The 17939-nt window shown below is 56.9% G+C and carries 16 protein-coding genes; 12 read left to right on the forward strand and 4 right to left on the reverse strand.

Annotated features, from left to right (window positions below; genetic code table 11):
* The first annotated feature begins 6 nt into the window (after positions 1-6).
* From H8L67_RS08715 to H8L67_RS10375, 4 genes are all read left to right on the forward strand, one after another.
* Positions 7-1416 (forward strand): sigma-54-dependent transcriptional regulator, encoded by a 1410-nt coding sequence (locus H8L67_RS08715; RefSeq protein WP_220379445.1) that lies wholly within the window; start codon positions 7-9, stop codon positions 1414-1416.
* 319 nt (positions 1417-1735) lie between these two features.
* The gene (locus tag H8L67_RS10370; protein ID WP_305068559.1) at positions 1736-2104 is read left to right on the forward strand and encodes a prepilin-type N-terminal cleavage/methylation domain-containing protein; all 369 of its coding nucleotides are present in this window, start codon (positions 1736-1738) and stop codon (positions 2102-2104) included.
* A 46-nt stretch (positions 2105-2150) separates the two neighbouring features.
* Complete coding sequence (locus H8L67_RS08725; RefSeq protein ID WP_220379446.1) at positions 2151-4007, forward strand: hypothetical protein; 1857 nt, start codon at positions 2151-2153, stop codon at positions 4005-4007.
* A gap of 59 nt (positions 4008-4066) precedes the next feature.
* Entirely contained in the window at positions 4067-4426 is a 360-nt protein-coding gene (locus H8L67_RS10375; RefSeq protein WP_305068560.1) for a prepilin-type N-terminal cleavage/methylation domain-containing protein, read from the forward strand.
* Between the two features lie 935 nt (positions 4427-5361).
* Here H8L67_RS10375 and H8L67_RS08735 read toward each other — a convergent pair.
* Positions 5362-5970: a methyltransferase domain-containing protein gene (locus H8L67_RS08735; RefSeq protein ID WP_220379447.1), complete on the reverse strand. Its 609-nt coding sequence runs from the start codon at positions 5968-5970 to the stop codon at positions 5362-5364.
* Positions 5967-6815 (reverse strand): glycosyltransferase family 2 protein, encoded by an 849-nt coding sequence (locus H8L67_RS08740; protein WP_220379448.1) that lies wholly within the window; start codon positions 6813-6815, stop codon positions 5967-5969. The genes H8L67_RS08735 and H8L67_RS08740 overlap by 4 nt, the downstream gene beginning before the upstream one ends.
* 75 nt (positions 6816-6890) lie before the next feature.
* Here H8L67_RS08740 and pilB point away from each other — a divergent pair, with 75 nt between their 5' ends.
* The 8 genes from pilB to H8L67_RS08780 all read left to right on the forward strand — a co-directional run bounded on the left by pilB (position 6891) and on the right by H8L67_RS08780 (position 13983).
* Positions 6891-8624 (forward strand): type IV-A pilus assembly ATPase PilB, encoded by a 1734-nt coding sequence (gene pilB / locus H8L67_RS08745; RefSeq protein WP_220379449.1) that lies wholly within the window; start codon positions 6891-6893, stop codon positions 8622-8624.
* A 2-nt stretch (positions 8625-8626) separates the two neighbouring features.
* The gene (locus H8L67_RS08750; protein ID WP_220379450.1) at positions 8627-9877 is read left to right on the forward strand and encodes a type II secretion system F family protein; all 1251 of its coding nucleotides are present in this window, start codon (positions 8627-8629) and stop codon (positions 9875-9877) included.
* Positions 9878-9880: 3 nt separating this feature from the next.
* Complete coding sequence (locus H8L67_RS08755; protein WP_220379451.1) at positions 9881-10747, forward strand: prepilin peptidase; 867 nt, start codon at positions 9881-9883, stop codon at positions 10745-10747.
* A 1-nt stretch (position 10748) separates the two neighbouring features.
* Positions 10749-11366 carry a dephospho-CoA kinase gene (gene coaE / locus H8L67_RS08760; protein ID WP_220379452.1) on the forward strand — a complete coding sequence of 206 codons (618 nt, stop codon included), beginning with the start codon at positions 10749-10751 and terminating at the stop codon, positions 11364-11366.
* A gap of 156 nt (positions 11367-11522) precedes the next feature.
* Entirely contained in the window at positions 11523-12536 is a 1014-nt protein-coding gene (locus H8L67_RS08765) for a thiamine phosphate synthase (RefSeq protein WP_255555952.1), read from the forward strand.
* Positions 12537-12661: 125 nt separating this feature from the next.
* Positions 12662-12877, forward strand: a complete 216-nt coding sequence (locus H8L67_RS08770; protein WP_220379454.1) for a hypothetical protein — start codon at positions 12662-12664, stop codon at positions 12875-12877.
* Between the two features lie 487 nt (positions 12878-13364).
* The gene (locus tag H8L67_RS08775; RefSeq protein ID WP_220379455.1) at positions 13365-13553 is read left to right on the forward strand and encodes a hypothetical protein; all 189 of its coding nucleotides are present in this window, start codon (positions 13365-13367) and stop codon (positions 13551-13553) included.
* Between the two features lie 181 nt (positions 13554-13734).
* Positions 13735-13983: a hypothetical protein gene (locus tag H8L67_RS08780; protein WP_220379456.1), complete on the forward strand. Its 249-nt coding sequence runs from the start codon at positions 13735-13737 to the stop codon at positions 13981-13983.
* A 122-nt stretch (positions 13984-14105) separates the two neighbouring features.
* On the opposite strand, the gene secA is transcribed toward H8L67_RS08780, so the two are convergent.
* A complete protein-coding gene (secA, locus tag H8L67_RS08785) occupies positions 14106-16832 on the reverse strand; it encodes a preprotein translocase subunit SecA (protein WP_220379457.1) in 2727 nt (908 codons plus the stop codon).
* A gap of 131 nt (positions 16833-16963) precedes the next feature.
* A complete protein-coding gene (locus tag H8L67_RS08790) occupies positions 16964-17908 on the reverse strand; it encodes a M23 family metallopeptidase (protein ID WP_255555954.1) in 945 nt (314 codons plus the stop codon).
* Positions 17909-17939 lie beyond the last annotated feature (31 nt).

The following is a 17939-nucleotide window of genomic DNA, read 5'->3' on the forward strand; positions in this document are numbered from 1 at the left end:
TCTGGCATGACCGAAGACCGCTGCGCCCTAGTTGTCGACGATGAACGCGATATCCGAGAGCTCCTCGTTCTGACCCTGACACGGATGGGCTTGCGCGTTGAAACCGCGGCAACGCTCAGCATGGCTAAAAGCCAGCTCAGTAACGCGAAATTCGACTTCTGCCTGACCGACATGCGCCTGCCCGACGGTTCCGGTTTGGACCTTCTGTCCCATATCGCGGACAACTATCCAGAGATGCCGGTGGCGATGCTCACCGCATTTGGCAACATGGAAGCGGCGGTTGAAGCCCTGAAGCGCGGTGCGTTTGACTTCGTGGCCAAGCCTGTGGATTTGAAGGTCCTGCGCAATTTGGTGCAGCATGCGCTGGACTTGCGATCGGAACGCAAAGAAGCCCCGAAATCCCCGGCACCCGAAAAGCGCATGGACGGCAATTCGCCCGCCATGGAGCAACTGCGGCAAACCATCGCCAAAGTGGCACGCAGCCAAGCACCGGTTTACATCTTGGGAGAATCCGGCGCCGGCAAGGAATTGGCCGCACGAAGCATTCACGAAACTTCTCCGCGGGCGGAAGGCCCATTCGTGCCGGTGAACTGCGGCGCGATTCCACCCGAACTCATGGAAAGCGAATTCTTCGGCCACAAGAAAGGCAGCTTCACCGGCGCCCATGCCGACAAGCAAGGGCTGTTTCAAGCCGCCAATGGCGGCTCGCTGTTCTTGGACGAAGTGGCCGAACTGCCCCTTGCCATGCAGGTAAAACTGCTGCGTGCCATTCAAGAGAAGTCTGTGCGCCCCGTGGGTGGACAGGTGGAAGAGACGGTGGATGTACGGCTAATTTCTGCCACGCACAAGGACTTGGCCGCCTTGGTCGAAGAAGGCAAATTCCGCCACGACCTTTACTACCGCATCAATGTGATCGAACTTCGCGTGCCGCCGTTGCGCGAGCGCGTGGAAGACCTCGACATGCTCACCCAAACCATTTTCGGCAAGTTGGCTGAGCGCCACTCGGCGGCCGTACCGACATTGAGTGCCGAAGCCAAGGCGGCCCTTCGCGACTACCCGTTCCCGGGCAACGTGCGCGAACTTGAAAATATTCTTGAGCGCGCCATGACGCTGTCCGACGGCCAGACGATCTATGCCGAAGACTTGAATTTACCCAAGCAGACGGTGGCGGCGCCCGCGCCGAGCTTCCCGGTAGCGGACCTTGAGCCGGAGGCAGCACCCGCATTGCCGGTGACACCGCAAAATCAGGCACCCGCCGGCACCGCGGCGCTGCCTGAGGCACTGGAAGAGCTGGAAAAGCGCGCCATCGAGCACGCCCTGCTGGAAAACCGCTACAACAAGACCAAAACTGCCGCACAGCTGGGCATTACCTTCCGGGCTTTGCGCTACAAGCTGAAGAAGCTGGGTCTCGACTGAGCCGGCATTCTCGGAATTATTCCTAGAATGTGCGCCACCTCCCAGTTTTCAGCGCCCTAGGGACTTGCCCCGTTACAGGGTACTTGGTTAAATCGTGGCTGAATGTGACGCTAAGTGTCACATTGGGACCGGGGATACGTCAGGGGATTCAGGGGAATCCTACCAGGGAATGACGTAAGCAATTGATTTTTGGTTGTGCATCTTTTGGCATGGCCTCTGCTTAACCAGTAATGCACGTGCACCGTCGCACGGCACCCAAGGACCGGATTTGCTGGCCACGGGTACGTGAAAACCAATCCTTCTAGCTAGGAAGAACACAATGAACAAGCAACAAGGCTTTACCCTTATCGAATTGATGATCGTTGTCGCGATCATTGCCATCTTGGCCGCTATTGCTTTGCCGCAATACCGTAACTACACGCAGCGTTCGTCGAACGGTGCTTGCTTGGCTGAAGCCAAGGCTTACATGAATGGTGCGGTTTCGAACCTTGCCGATGACCGCGCTGCAGACCCGGTGAACCCCGTTGCTTGCTCAGCTGGCGTCCTGCCGACCACCACTATGTACAACACCGCCGGCGCCACCGTTCACTTCACCGCGCGCACCCGCGGCAACGCTGCCATCATCCAAGGCACCACCTGCGAAGTGGGCAGCGGTACCTGCCGTTTGGCAGCAGTCGGCACCCCGTAATTCGCAATATTCTGTTTCAGGAAGCCCCGCTTCGGCGGGGTTTTTTTTGCTTGCAGCCGAAAGGATAGGGATGTCTAAGCGGTCGCGCCTAACAGGTTTGGGGTTATTACTGGTCAGCCTGCTGGCAGCTGCGTTTTTGTTGCCAGGCGTCAGCGGTCCATTCTTGTTTGACGATGGCCCCAACATCCTCACGAACAACGCGCTGCACATATACCGGCTGAGTTTCAACGACCTTCTCTACGCCGCTTACAGCTTCCAACCGGGTCACGGCTCTCGCGCCCTGTCGATGTTGAGCTTTGCCTTTGATTTCTGGCGCAGCGGCGGTTTGGATGCGCGAACGTTCAAGATGACGAACCTCGTTATCCATGTGTTGACGGTCCCGGCGGTTTTCGGCTTTTTGCTAGGCGTATTGCGCGCCGCGAGAGCCAAACCCAATTCCGCTGAACTCTCCGCGCTCTTCTTGACTTTGATTTGGGCGATTCACCCGCTGCAAGTCTCCTCGGTTTTGTACGTCGTACAACGTATGCAAACGCTGTGTACGTTGTTCATCGTGCTCGCACTCTGGTCTTACGTCCGTATGCGCGAGGCTCAACGAGCAGGCAAGGTCAGCCGAAATTTTGCGTTTCAAGCCGTCCTCTACTGGGTGATGGCGTTTGCGGCGAAAGAGGATGCCGCACTTTTCCCGCTTTACGTGCTCGTGCTTGAGTGGACAGTCTTTCGCTTTAGAGCTACGACCGCTCGACTGTCGCGATCACTGCGTCTCTCGTTTCTGGCGTTCTTTCTGCTTGGACTCGCCGCGTTCATGCTGCTTGTCGTTCCACATTATTGGACGGAATCGCCTTACCCCGGTCGCAATTTCAATACCCCGCAGCGCCTGCTGTCAGAAACGCGTGCTTTAGGGCTTTACCTCAGCCAGATTCTTGCCCCCTATCCGGGGAGTTTGAGATTCTATTACGACGATTTCGTTGTCTCCCAGAATCTTTGGACGCCGGTCAGCACATTATGGTGTTCAGCAGGGCTCTTGGGTCTCTTGATTTGGGCCTTTTGCTGGCGAAACTCCCGCCCCCTGTTCACGCTTGGGATCGGACTTTTTTTTGCCGGCCACCTGATGACCAGTACAGTCATCGGCTTGGAGTTGGTGTTCGAGCATAGAAATGCAATCCCGATGCTCGGCCTTTTGTTGTCGGCCTTTGAACTCCTGCGGATCGCAGCGATGCGTTGGGCCGTGAAACCAAAAATCATCGTGGCGTTTGGGGCGATCGCAGCCTTGCTTATGGGATGCATTACCCTCAGGAGCGCGATTATTTGGGGCGACGAAGAACGACTGGCCCGGGAACTCGTTGCAAGATCCCCGCGTTCCGAACGTGCGTGGCTGCAGCTTGCAACGATTTACGCCGCCCGCGCACAAGCGCGGCCCGGTCCGCTGCTTGCCAAATCGATCGCGTTGAGTGAGCAGGGCGCGCAGATCACCAACGGCACAGCTCTATTGGCCAATCTTGTTGTGAATAAATCGATTGAAGGCACGGTGGGCCCTGACGATTGGCGCCGATTCCTGACCCGGCTTGCAGAGGCGCCCTTGAGCAAGCAAAACGAAAGCATCGTCTGGATGCTGATGGATAATGTTGACCGCGGTCTGCCCTTGGACGCGGACGGTGTCGCCAGAGCCATTGAAATTGTTGCGTGGCGAGGAGACTTCGATGCTTACGAGCACCTCCGCTTTGCCGCCTTCATTTACAACCGCTCCCGCTCGCCCGAACGGGCCCTTCCTCACCTCCGTCGAGCCGTGGCTGTTGCCCCCCGCGGCGACGCGGATATCGAGCAAATGCTTGATCAACTGGCGGCGGCAAATCGTCCCGACTGGCTTCTGCTCCTCCGGGCGGAACAAGCCACTAAAGCGAATTAACTGGCACGTTTCTTGCTTTAAAAATCTAAGCCATCCTTTCAGGACCCGAGCGTTCAGCAATGAAAAACAAGAGCCGAGGTTTCACCCTCATCGAATTGATGATCGTTGTAGCGATCATTGCAATCCTGGCCGCAATTGCACTGCCGCAGTATCGGAATTACACCCAACGTGCGGCGAACTCGAGTTGCTTGGCAGAAGCCAAGGCCTACATGAACACCGCCGTCGTTGAGCTTTCCAATCCGACCTTGCCCGCCGCATTCGTCGCGCGTGCATGCGACCCGTCCACAAATCCCGGTCTCACCTTGACTGATTTCTCGAACCCGCGAACCGTGACATTCGTAAGTCGGGTTCGTGGTAATGCCGCACTGAAGACAGACGTTGATTGCAATACCGGCAGCGCACAGTGTGCGCTTCAATGATGTAGATCGGCTTTTGCTTCAGCGCAGTTGTACGGCGTAGAGATATATCTACCTAGTCACGGACCGTGATCGCGGCCATACCCACCAAAGCGCCACTACAATGGCGTCCCCGACGACTACGAGCGCTCGTTGCAGGGCAGTGATTGCGGCTGCCTGCTTCCAGCCCAACTGCGGCGCCAGCGCGGATGCCAGCACAACTTCGCGTACGCCCAGACCTGCGGGCGCAAATAGAGCCAAGACGCCGATCGTGTGCGCGGCAGATAAGAGGCCAATACTCTCCAAAAGCGTAGGCGCCACCGGCATTAGTGTCAGAAGCAAACAATGGAAACCCACGCCTGCGCTCACATGAGCCGCGAAAGACCAACCTAGCAAGCGCAGACCCCAAGCGCGCGAATTCAGGCCGGGTAATTTGCCAAAGACAATGAAAGTTATGACGGCGAAACCTAGAGCAGGCATGCATGCCGCCACAATTAGGATGCCGACATGCGGCGCCACCGCGGGTGAAACGAGTGCGGCCAAATACGGCATGGCAAAGGAAGAAAGGGCGAGACCGCTGGCTATGAACGCCAATTGCTCGCTTAGTACAGATGCGGCAACCCCTTTCCATCCTGCGCCCATTTCGCAGACTTGCATTTTTCCTGCCAACAACCCGACTTTTCCGGGCAAGTATCGCCCCGTCCAAGCCGACGCTTGCATGGGAATCCATTGCTTCAAACTGAGACGCAAGCCGGTCCACGACCGCAACGCACCGGACCACCCCGTCCCCAGCAGAAAAACCATCGCCAACCATCCTGTAATCGCGGCAGTGGCACCGGGCAAGATTCGATATGGACTCCACTGGGCGATTGCGGGCCATGACTTCCAGACTGCCCAACAAAGCAATAGCACAATGGCGATGGCGTAAATTCGTTTCAACCACAACCAAAAAGACGCTTTCATCGGCGCGGGAGCAGCTTCAAAATGGTCCAGGGCGTTGGCCTGCTAATCGCCTCAACATGGAAATAACGACCAGCCTCATGCGCGAGTGAGGCGCTCGACCAATGCTGGATGTGACCTGGCGTATTTCCCAAAGTTTTCAAGTACTTGCCTCGCGCCACATTCAACACTCTCCAAATCGGCTCACGAGGGGTACTGATCACGACCCTTTGACGGGTAATTCGTTGAAGTTCCTCCAGTGCCTTTCGGGGATTTTCCAAGTGTTCCAGTACTTCCAGCATTACTACACTGTCGACGGATTTGTCTGGAATCGGCATTGAATAGACAGAGGACTGAAAGTATTCAACGCAGGGATTGCGTCTGCGGGCCGAGGCCAACAGCGTGTTTCCGATGTCGCATGCAAACAGTGATTGGTCTGCTTGCAGGGCGGTCCTCAAGTAATGCGTTGAGTAACCGGCACCGCATCCAACTTCCAGAACCAAATCCCCCGCGGTCGGAAGATCCAAGAGTTGCAGGACACGCGCGTGGAATCTGTCGATGAGGATCTGTGACAATGCGCTTGCCTGCTCATACTTTCCAGTGAATTCTCGGTCGTCCGTCGAGATCATCTGGGCTGGTATGTCAAATTCGTGATCTGCTCGGAAATCAGCCCGATCAGGAAGACGATCACTGATGCGCTGATCAGCAAAGTACTCATGTTCGTCAGCCTGTGCTCGGTGAGGAACGTATAGATGTAGTAGCCCAAACCCGTGAGCCCAAAGGCCGCTGAGACCGGTGCGAACAATTTCAATGGCGCGTACAACGTGGCGATTTTGAAAATGATCAAAAGGAACCGCAGACCATCGCGGAGAGGACGGATATGGCTGCGCCCCATCCTTTTGGCCACCGGAATCGGAACATAAGCCACCGGATACGCACTGCGAAAAAACGCCATTGTGCTGGTTGTAGGGTACGAGAACCCGTTCGGCAGCAGATGCAAGAATTCCTTGAAACGGTGTGCTCGAACGGCCCGGAATCCTGACGTCAAATCCAATATTTTCCGGCCCGTTATCCAACTGGACAAACGGTTGTAGAACGCGTTGGCGACCCCACGTCCGGCGTTGGCCTGGCCCGAGGCATTGCGCGCTCCCACCACCATGTCGAAACCGGCGTGTAATTTGTCCAATAGCCTGCTGATCAAGGCCGGGTCGTGCTGAGCATCCGCATCCATGAATACGAACACATCGCCTGTCGCAGCCCGACTGCCGGTCTTGATCGCAGCACCATTGCCCATGGGATAGGGATGGCTGAGACATACAATGCCCAAGCTGTCGCAGATTTGAACAGTCGCGTCGGTCGACCCGTCGTTCACCACGATGATTTCAGCATCGGGCCACGCCGCCTTGAGCGCTGGCAATACTGCGGTCAAACCTTCCGCCTCGTTCTTCGCCGGAAGGATGATGGAAATCCCCATTGGTACCCCAAAATACTTACATTCACATGAGTTTACGGTACATTCTTGTATTGGGGTCGAACTTTGGAATAGGCCGTGAGCACCGTAGCCACATCCAATCTAACTGGCATTACCGGCATCACCCGCCGCTTGGCGATCGATGGACTGATCGATCCTGACGCGGCGCGTGATGCGCAGTCCGCTGCCAGTGCGCAACGTAAGCCCATCGGGCGGTTTCTGGTTGAAAACGGATTGGCCACCACGCCGCAGGTCATGGGGGCGACGTCGGCCGAGTTCGGCATTCCCCTGTTCGATCCAAGCGCCATGGACCCAGCCCAATCGGCCTTCAGATTGGTATCTGAAGAGCTGATCAACAAACACAATGTGCTACCGCTGTTCAAGCGCGGCGGCAAGCTCTTCGTCGGTACGTCAGATCCGACCAACCTCTCCGCCATTGAAGACCTGCGCTTCACCACCAATTTGGGTGTGGAGATGATTTTGGTCGACGAAGACCTGATCAAACGCACGTTGGAGTCTTGGCAAGCGGCCTCCGGCAGCAGCTTCGACGAAATGATGGGCGGCGGCGACGGCGACTACAACCTAGACGTCTCCGGCGGTGACGACGAAGAAGCAGCGGCGGGCGACAAAGGCGTCGATGCCGGTGGCGACGACGCCCCGGTGGTCAAGTTCGTCAACAAGGTGCTGATCGATGCCATCCGTCGCGGCGCTTCGGACATCCACTTCGAACCCTTTGAAACGGATTACCGGGTCCGCCTTCGTGTTGACGGTCTGCTTAAGAATGTGGCCGTCATCCCGAACAAGATGCATTCCCGCATTGCTGCCCGTCTGAAGGTGATGGCGCAGCTGGACATCGCCGAAAAGCGGATCCCTCAGGATGGCCGGATCAAGCTCAATATCTCCAAAACCAAGCAAATGGATTTCCGGGTGAGCACCCTGCCCACCTTGTTTGGTGAAAAAGTCGTGCTTCGTCTCTTGGACGGCAGCGCTGCCAAGCTCGGTATCGACAAGCTGGGCTATGAAGACGACCAGCGCAGATTGTTCGAAGACGCCATCAAAAAACCGTACGGAATGGTATTGGTGACCGGGCCAACGGGTTCGGGTAAGACGGTGTCGCTCTACACAGCGCTGAACATCCTGAACGACGAAACCCGCAATATCTCCACGGTGGAAGACCCGGTCGAAATCCGGGTGGCCGGCATCAATCAGGTTCAGCAGAACAACAAGCGTGGCATGACCTTCGCCGCGGCTCTGCGAAGCTTTTTGCGTCAAGACCCGGACGTCATCATGGTGGGTGAAATCCGTGACCTCGAGACGGCGGAAATCGCGGTCAAAGCCGCCCAAACCGGCCACATGGTGCTTTCCACCCTGCACACCAACGACGCGCCGCAAACCATTTCCCGCTTGATGAACATGGGCATTGCGCCTTTCAACATCACCTCTTCTGTCACCTTGGTGATTGCCCAGCGATTGGCGCGGCGCTTGCATGACTGCAAGCAGCCTGTCACTCTGCCGGAAGCGGCCTTGCTGGCCGAGGGGTTTACCGAAGAAGAAGTAGCGGAAGGCATTACTTTGTATGAAGCAAAGGGCTGCCCGGATTGCACCGACGGCTACAAGGGGCGAACGGGTATTTATCAGGTCATGCCCATGACCGAAGAAATCCAAGGCATCGTGTTGCAGGGGGGCAACGCGATGCAAATTGCCGAGGCGGCGCAGCGAAGTGGCGTAAGAGATTTGCGTCAATCTGCTCTGCTGAAAGCGAAAAACGGGGTCACAAGCCTCTCTGAAATTAACCGTGTGACCAAGGATTAAGTATGGCGATCACTAAATCTGCAGCAAGGGTCAACGCCACCGACAAGATGGAGACCTTTGTCTGGAAGGGGACAGACAAGCGCGGCGTCGTGATGAAAGGCGAACAGACTGGAAAGAGCTTGAATCTGGTCAAGGCAGAATTGCGCAAGCAGGGTATTAATCCGACCGACGTCAAGGTCAAGCGCAAGTCGATGTTTGGCAATAAAGGCGGCAAACCGATCAAACCGCTCGACATCGCCATTTTCAGCCGCATGTGGGCAACGATGATGAAGTCCGGTGTGCCGATTGTGCAGGCCTTGGAAATCATCGGTTCGGGTCAGAAGAATCCGAGAATGGCCGCAATGGTCAACCAGGTTCGCGATGACATTTCCGGCGGTAATTCGCTATACGACTCGCTGAGCAAGCACCCGGTCCAGTTCAATGAGCTGTACCGGAACTTGGTGCGCGCAGGCGAAAGCGCCGGTGTGCTCGAAACCGTGCTGGAAACGATTGCCTCGTATCAAGAAAACATCGAAGCGATCAAAGGCAAGATCAAGAAGGCGCTTTTCTACCCGGCCATGATCATCGTGGTGGCGATCCTGGTGAGCGCCGTGCTGCTGATTTTTGTGGTGCCGCAGTTCGAAGAAGTGTTCAAAGGCTTTGGCGCCGAGCTCCCGGCATTTACCAAGTTGATTGTTGCCGCCAGTAAATTCCTGGTGGCGTGGTGGTGGTTGATGCTGCTCGTTGCCGTGGGCGCGATTGTCGGTTTTATCTTTGCCTACAAGCGATCAGTACCGCTCCAGCACGCGATAGACCGGATTTCACTTCGTATTCCGATCATCGGTAAGATCCTGAACGATTCCGCCGTCGCGCGTTTCGCCCGGACGTTGGCGGTGACCTTCGCTGCGGGTGTGCCGTTGGTGGAAGCATTGGACTCGGTCGCCGGCGCCACCGGCAACAGCGTCTACACCCAAGCTGTACTTCGCATTCGCGACGACGTCGCGGTCGGCTACAACGTCAACACAGCAATGAAGCAAACCAACCTCTTCCCGCATATGGTGGTTCAGATGACCGCTATCGGCGAAGAAGCCGGTGCGCTCGATACGATGTTGTTCAAAGTCGCCGAGTTCTACGAGCAGGAAGTGAACAACGCTGTTGACGCACTGGCCTCGTTGATCGAACCGTTCGTGATGGTGATCATCGGCGTGCTGGTGGGCAGCATGGTGATTGGCATGTACCTGCCGATCTTCAAACTCGCCTCCGTCGTCGGTTGATTCATGGCTTTTCTTGATACCCAGCCCGCCTTGGGCTATGCCTTGGCGGCGGGCTTGGGTGCCTGCGTCGGCAGTTTCATCAATGTGGTGGTGTTGCGCCTTCCCTTGCGCATGCAATGGGAATGGCGCAAGGAAGCGCGGGAAATCCTGGAGATTCCGGAAGTCTACGAGCCCGCACCACCCGGTATCGCGGTCGAGCCATCGCATTGTCCACATTGCAAAGCCAAGCTCTCTTGGTACGAAAACATTCCGCTGTTGAGTTGGATCGCCTTGCGCGGCAAGTGCCGCCACTGCCACGCACCGATTTCAAAGCAGTATCCGCTGGTTGAACTGGTGACCTTGCTGTTGTCTTTGGTCTGTGTGTGGCGCTTCGGTTTCGGCTGGCAGGGCTTTGGTGCTTTGGTGTTCACCTGGTCGCTGGTTGCCGCCGTGGGCATTGATGCCAAGCATCAGTTGTTGCCGGACGTCATCACCCTGCCCCTGCTATGGCTTGGGCTATTGGCCGCCACAGACAGTCTGTACGTGACGCCGAAGAAAGCCATCATGGGCGCAGCCGTGGGTTACGTGGTGCTTTGGTTGGTGTGGTGGTTGTACAAACAATTCACCGGTAAGAACGGCTTGGGCGGGGGCGACTTCAAGCTGCTTGCCGCCATCGGCGCTTGGACCGGCACCGCCGGTTTGTTCCCCACCATCCTGCTTTCCTCGTTTGTCGGCGCGGTGCTGGGTTCCATCTCACTGAAACTGCAGCAACGCGGCTACGACACGCGCATTTCCTTCGGTCCTTATCTTGCAGTGGCTGGGTGGATCGTGTTCATGTGGGGGCCGGAGTTGGTGGCCTGGTACTACAACACGATGGGCTTCAGGCGCTGACATGGATCGTTTCGTCGTCGCGGTCACCGGCGGCATCGCGTCTGGGAAAACCGCCTTTGCGGATGCGTTACATCGTTTAGGTGCCGATTTGATCGATGCGGATGTTGTCGCGCGCGAAGTGGTCGAACCGGGATCCGAAGCCCTCACGCGTATCGCAGAGCACTTCGGCCCCGAGTTGCTGTTGCCGGATGGCCGAATGGACCGCGTCGCGATGCGCGCACGTGTCTTCGCCGATGAAGACGCGCGCACGTGGCTGGAAGGCTTGCTGCATCCGTTGATTCGCGCCCGCATGCAAGCAATGGCTGCCGCGTCCGACGCGCCTTACGTTGTGGTGGTGATTCCACTGCTGGCAGAAGGCGGCGGCCGTAAGAACTATCCGTGGGTCGAACGCATCGCCGTTGTCGACGTTCCGGAGTCGGTGCAGGCCGAACGATTGATGGCCCGCGACAAGGCCGACGCCGACATGGCGCGGAAAATGATTGCGGCACAAGCTACACGCGCGCAGCGTTTGGCGATTGCCGATGACGTGGTCTCGAACACCTCGACTTTGGCGCGGCTGGAAGGCGTGGCGCGGAATTTGGATGTGTTGTATCGGAGTTTGGCGGTTGTTGGGGTTTGAAGAGCGCCTAATCCGGCGCTTCGCGCCACCTTCTCCATCGAAGATGGAGAAGGGAGAAGCTTTCCCTTCTCCACGCAGTGGAGAAGGTGCCCCTTCAGGGGCGGATGAGGCGCTTCTAAAGGCGCTTCCAAAGGCCACCCAAAAATGATCCACGTCATGGCCGCCCTAATCACCGACCCCAAAGGTCGAATCCTCATGGCCCGCCGTTTGATCGGCCGAGATTTCGCTGGCTACTGGGAATTCCCCGGCGGCAAGGTCGATCCCGGAGAATCCCCCGAAGCCGCGCTCGCCCGTGAGTTGAAAGAAGAGCTGGGCATCAATGCCCGCATCGACGAAGCGGTGATGTTGGTTCCGCAACACGCGCCCAAAGCGCTCAAGCTCGATGTGCGTTGGGTGCGGCATTGGACCGGCACACCTAAGGGATTGGATGGCCAAGCATTGGCCTGGGTGCCCCGAGCGAAGTTAAACCAGTACGCAGTGCCGCCACCGGATGTCCCGGTGATTGCCCATTTGCTGACACCCGATTTGGTGTGGATCACGCCGGCGCTTGAGGATGTCGGCGGGTGGGACGCGTGGTTGTTGGAATTGCAGCGCGTGTTGGCGCTCGAGGTGAAGCGGGTGCAGTTGCGGCCTTGGAAGAGCGCCTCATCCGCCCCTGACGGGGCACCTTCTCCACTGCGTGGAGAAGGGTTGGATTTCCCCCTCTCCATCTCTGATGGAGAGGGTGGCGCGAACGCGCCGGGTGAGGCGCTCCTCGCCCTCCAATTCGCCATCGCCCTCTGCAAATCCGCCCAAGCCGACGTCGCCCTAAACGGCAACCTCGATCTCGCCCTAGCACTCGATTGCGGACTGCATCTCAAATCCCATCAACTCGCAACGACTGACATCGAAGCCTTTAAATCACAGAACCTCCCCGTCAGCGCCTCTTGCCACAACGCCGACGAGTTACAGCGCGCGCACGCGCTCGGTTGCACTTATGCCCTGCTCGGCCCTGTCGCGCGGACACAAAGCCATCCCAACACGCCGCCCATCGGCTGGCCTGAATTCTTCAACATCCGCGGGCACGCGCCCGCACTTCCTACTTATGCGTTGGGCGGCATGACACCCGCGCACATCGCCCTAGCGCGCAGTTATGGCGCGCAGGGCATCGCAACGATCAGCGGGATTTGAGTGGTTCGGAAGGAGACGGCCTTCTTGGAACTACTAACGAGATAGCTTCCGCTCGTCGATCCCGCAGATTGGGTCTACCTGACCGGGTCTTACGCAAAAAGAATTAACTTATCCTTGGAAACACCATGGCATTCCGCATCCAACCGCTTCGGTTCATTCTGGTCCTGCTGGCAATTTTTGCTTCAGGCCTTGCCGTGTACTTCATCGGTGGCCTGCTTCTATCCAAAACCATTGCAATCATTCTTGCATTGAGTTGGATCGCTTTGGGATCACCGTTTTTGGCGCGCGCACTACTGCGATCGCGCCAGCCCTACCCTGGCAGATTCTATATTTTTACTTAGCGGACAGAACTGATTTTCTTTTTGCACTATGCCATTTGAGCAAGATGTGCATTCCCAGCGCGTAAAACAATGCCGCAAACGTAATTGCGCCGAAGTGCGCATTCAAATCAAATGTGTCACCCGAGATCTTGTAAAACAGAATCAAGAACCAGCTCAGGCCGAATCCGAATACTGACGCCATGCAAATGGCAATGATCAGATTTTTCAATGTACCCTCTTGGACTAATACGCAAAGTCTGAATATACCGAAGCACGAATAATAGAGAATAGCGCCGCTTTTCTACCTCAATCGCGGTCTGGATTCGGATTTTTCCTACAGTTCTTATTTGATTGAAAAGACACAATCATTTAAAGCGCTAATGCAAAAAGCTGCATCAGCGAACGAGAATATTCCCCTTATGGCAAGGCTTGGCTTTTCTGGTTTTTGCCGTGTATCTCGTAGTTGGCGGCTCGGCCGAACCTTGTTTCAGTTTGTCGGGAGATGCAAATGAAGAAGACTGTCTTTTCGATGACTGTTTGGGCGATGGTCATGACCGGCATCGCCTACTTCGCCCTACCCTCGTACGCCGGGCAATTGGTGGCGTCTTGTGTTTTTGGTATGGCGTGGGGAATCACCACTGGCGCGATTTTGTATTTCAGCTTAAAGCTGATTCGGGCGTTGGTTGCGCGTGGTTGATTAGAACGAGACGCTGCTCAGAGCTAAGAGCGCCTCATCCCCCCTTTGGGGGCACCTTCTCCACTTTTTGGAGAAGGGAGGAAAGAGCACGCGGCGCGGTCGGTGTAATCTTTTTAGGCGGCTGGGTCGGCGACAATTTCTTTCCAGCTCGAATTTCTGATCTTTGAGATGAGCACTCTGCATGAAGCGATTTGAGTTCAAAACAGCCAAGCTTTCAAGATTGATCGCTGCAGCCATCTGCTTCGGGCTGATTTTTTACGTGATGCTCAAGTTCGGATTCAAACAGACTCGCGGCACCGTAGCGAAATCACTGCTTGCTGGCGCACTGTTTTCCTTTGGTATGTGGTTCATTTCGAGCCTGTTTTCAAAACAGGGGACGCTCAATAATCGCTTGATGCGAGATCGCTCCAAAACTCATCAGAACTTCTGACGTACGCGAGGCGGATCGAAGCCGCTCGCGGGCTGATGACACGCATATCCCGAGCTTGATGGAAGTTTCGGGAGCCTGCTTTGAAGGCGCGCGTCCGAGGGACGCGCGCCAGACGCCCTAAATCAGACCAACTGCCCGTGGCAGTGCTTGAACTTCTTCCCGCTGCCACAAGGACACGGATCGTTCCGGCCCACATTGGCAAACATCGGATCAACTTCTTCCGCGTTCTCCGGGTTCACAGCAACATCGCCATAAGCACCCATCCCCGGATGTTGGAAGTTCATTTGCGCGGCTTGGGCATCGGCGTGTGCACGTTCGGCGGCTTCCATCTGTGCGACTTCTTCTTCGCTACGGATGTGGATACGCGCCATCATCGCGACCACTTCGCGCTTCACGGTTTCCAGCATTTCCGAGAACAGTTCGAAGGCTTCCTTCTTATATTCGTCCTTCGGTTGCTTTTGCGCATAGCCACGCAAGTGGATGCCTTGGCGCAGGTAGTCCATGCGTGCCAAGTGTTCTTTCCAGTTCTGATCGAGCACGTTCAACATCAGGTGCTTCTCGACCATGCGCATGGTTTCGCCGCCGATTTGTTCTTCACGCACTTGGAAGTGTTTGTCCACGGCTTGTTGGACTTCTTCTTCCACGTCGTGCGATTCGACCATGTCACGGCCTTCAACCCACTGCGTCAACGGCAAACGCACGTTGAATTCGCTAGCGAGCTCCGCTTCAAGACCGGGCAGATCCCACTGGTCAATGATGGATTCGCTGGGCACGTACTTCGCGACCAGATCGCTGATGACGTCGGCGCGGATGCCGTCGATGTTTTCCTTGACCGACTCGGCTTCGAGCAGCTCGTCGCGTTGGTTGTAAATCACCTTGCGTTGGTCGTTGTTGACGTCGTCGAATTCGAGCAGGTTCTTACGAATGTCGAAGTTATGCGATTCGACCTTGCGCTGCGCATTAGCGATTTGCTTGGTGACCAAGGTGCTTTCGATGATGTCGTCTTCTTTCAGACCCATGCGTTCCATCATCTTCTGCACCCAGTCGGCAGCGAAGATGCGCATCAGGTTGTCTTCAAGCGACAAGTAGAAACGTGAGGAACCCGGATCGCCTTGACGGCCGGAACGACCACGCAACTGGTTGTCGATACGACGGCTTTCGTGACGTTCGGTACCAAGGATGTGCAAACCGCCGGCAGCCTTCACTTCGTCATGGCGTGCCTGCCATGCGGCCTTCAATTCGGCGCGCTCGGCATCACTGATGGCCTCGCCGCCACGCTCGGCTTCCAGCATCGCGATTTCCGATTCGAGCGAACCACCCAACACGATGTCGGTACCGCGACCGGCCATGTTGGTGGCGATGGTAACGGCGCCGGGACGACCCGCCTGCGCGACGATGTGCGCTTCGCGCTCGTGTTGCTTGGCGTTCAACACTTCGTGTGGAATGCCTTCGTTGCGCAAGTATTCGCTGAGCAGCTCGGACACTTCGATGGAGGTGGTACCGACCAGCACCGGTTGGTTCTTTTCGTGCGCGGCTTTGATTTCCTTCGCCACCGCACGGAATTTGCCGTTGCGGTTCAAGAACACCAAATCGGAATGGTCTTTGCGCACCATCGGGCGATGGGTCGGAATGACCACGACTTCCAAGCCATAGATGCTTTGGAATTCGAAGGCTTCGGTGTCCGCCGTACCGGTCATGCCCGAGAGCTTCTTGTACATGCGGAACAGGTTTTGGAAGGTGATGCTGGCGAGCGTTTGGTTCTCGCGTTGGATCTCGACGCGCTCCTTGGCTTCCACTGCTTGGTGCAAGCCGTCGGACCAGCGACGACCCGGCAGCGTGCGACCGGTGAATTCGTCAACGATCACCACTTCATTGTCGCGGACGATGTAATCGACATCGCGCTGATAGATGGCATGCGCGCGCATCGCGGCATTCAAGTGGTGCACGACGTGAATGTTTTGCGGGGCGTACAGGCTTTCGTCTTCGCCGATGATGCCGGCTTGACGCAGCAGCGCTTCAGCGTGTTCTTGGCCTTGTTCGGACAAGTGCACTTGCTTTTGTTTTTCGTCCACCCAGAAGTCGCCGTCGCTGTCTTCTTTGTCTTGGCGGTTCAAGGCCGGCACGATGGCATCAACGCGCGCGTAGAGCTCGGGCGATTCTTCGGTCGGACCCGAGATGATGAGCGGCGTACGCGCTTCATCGATCAGGATGGAGTCGACTTCGTCGATGATTGCGTAGTTCAAGCTGCGTTGGAAACGGTCTTCTTTCGCCAGCGCCATGTTGTCGCGCAGATAGTCGAAGCCGAATTCGTTGTTGGTGCCGTAGGTGATGTCGGCGGCGTAAGCGGCGTGCTTGTCGCCGTGATCCATGCCCGGATACACCACGCCAACCGTCAGCCCGAGCCAGTTGTACAGCTTGCCCATTTGCGCGGCGTCGCGACGCGCGAGGTAGTCGTTCACGGTGATGACGTGAACACCTTTGCCTTCCAGTGCGTTCAAGTAGGTCGGCAGGGTGGCGACCAGGGTCTTGCCTTCACCGGTGCGCATTTCCGCGATCTTGCCAAGATGCAGGACCATGCCGCCGACCAACTGGACGTCGTAGTGGCGCATGCCGAGCACGCGGCTGCTGGCCTCGCGACAGGTGGCGAAGGCTTCGGGCAGGAGCTTGTCCAGCGATTCGCCGTTGGCGATGCGATCTTTGAACTTCTGCGTTTGTGCCTTGAGTTCGTCATCGCTCATCGCCTTCATAGCGGCTTCGTGCGAGTTGACCTTCTTGACGATGGCGTCGAGCTGTTTGAGGAGGCGCTCGTTACGGCTGCCGAAAACACTGGTGAGCAAACGATTGATCATGAACTTGTTCTGTTTCCTGAGGAATTCCGGACCAATAAAAAAGGGCGCAATGCGCCCTTTCATGGCTAGCCTATTGTAGCTGGGGCCGCCACTGCCTGTATGCAAGGCCGACCGCACCGCCACATTAAGCTTTATCCATGCGCCACGGCGCGGTTGTTCTGCGACTGCAAGAACGGTGTCGGATTGACGTAGGCGCCGTTTTTCCAGACTTCCAGGTGCACGTGGACGCCGGTGGAACGGCCGGTCGAGCCGGCTTTCGCCACGGCTTGGCCTTTGCGCACCAGGTCGCCCACTTGTTTGATCAGCGCCGAATTGTGCGCATAGCGGGTGACATAGCCGTTGCCGTGATCCACTTCGATGACATTGCCGTAGCCGGTGCGGACACCGGCAAAGCTGACCACACCATCGGCCACCGCAAACACCGGATCGCCGTAATCGGCGCTGAAATCAATGCCCTTATGGAACTGTCCACCGGCACCGAACGGATCAGCGCGCAGACCGAAACTCGACGTGATGATCGGGCTGTTGGTAGGCGAACGTGAAGGCAGGAAGCGCGAGGCGGCCATATTCGAGCTGAGCAGGTTTTGCAGCACTTCCAACTGGGCACCGGTGCTTTGCAGCTGGGCTTGCGTGCTATCGAGGCTCTTGCTGAAAGCTTCCGGCGGAATGTCGAACGCCGGGCCACCACCACCGGTACCGACCGGTTGATCGAAGTTGAATTCGCCGCCTTCGAGGCCGCTGGTCTCCACCAAGCGCTTGCCGAGGGCATTGAGGCGGGTGGCGTCTGCCTGCATTTCCGCAAGGCGTGCCGACATCGCATTCAATTCACGCTGGGCATTCTTGCGCGTCAGTTCGATTTGATGGGATTGCTGGGCTTGCAGGCTGCGCAACTTCAGGACTTCGCCCTGTTGCACACTGAATTGAATGCCGAAGCCGGCCAGGAGGCCCATGCCCAACAAGGCGCCGCCGGCCCACAACGGGCGTTGCGAAATGGCTTTGGCGGCTTGTTGCACCTTCGGTGTCACGAAGGTTTCGGTAAAGTAGTTGAATTGTTTCTGGATGCGCGATGTCTTCACGAAATTCCTTTGGTTCGGGTTCGCCCCCCCG

This window comes from Lysobacter soyae (assembly GCF_019551435.1).
Lineage (GTDB): Bacteria > Pseudomonadota > Gammaproteobacteria > Xanthomonadales > Xanthomonadaceae > Solilutibacter > Solilutibacter soyae.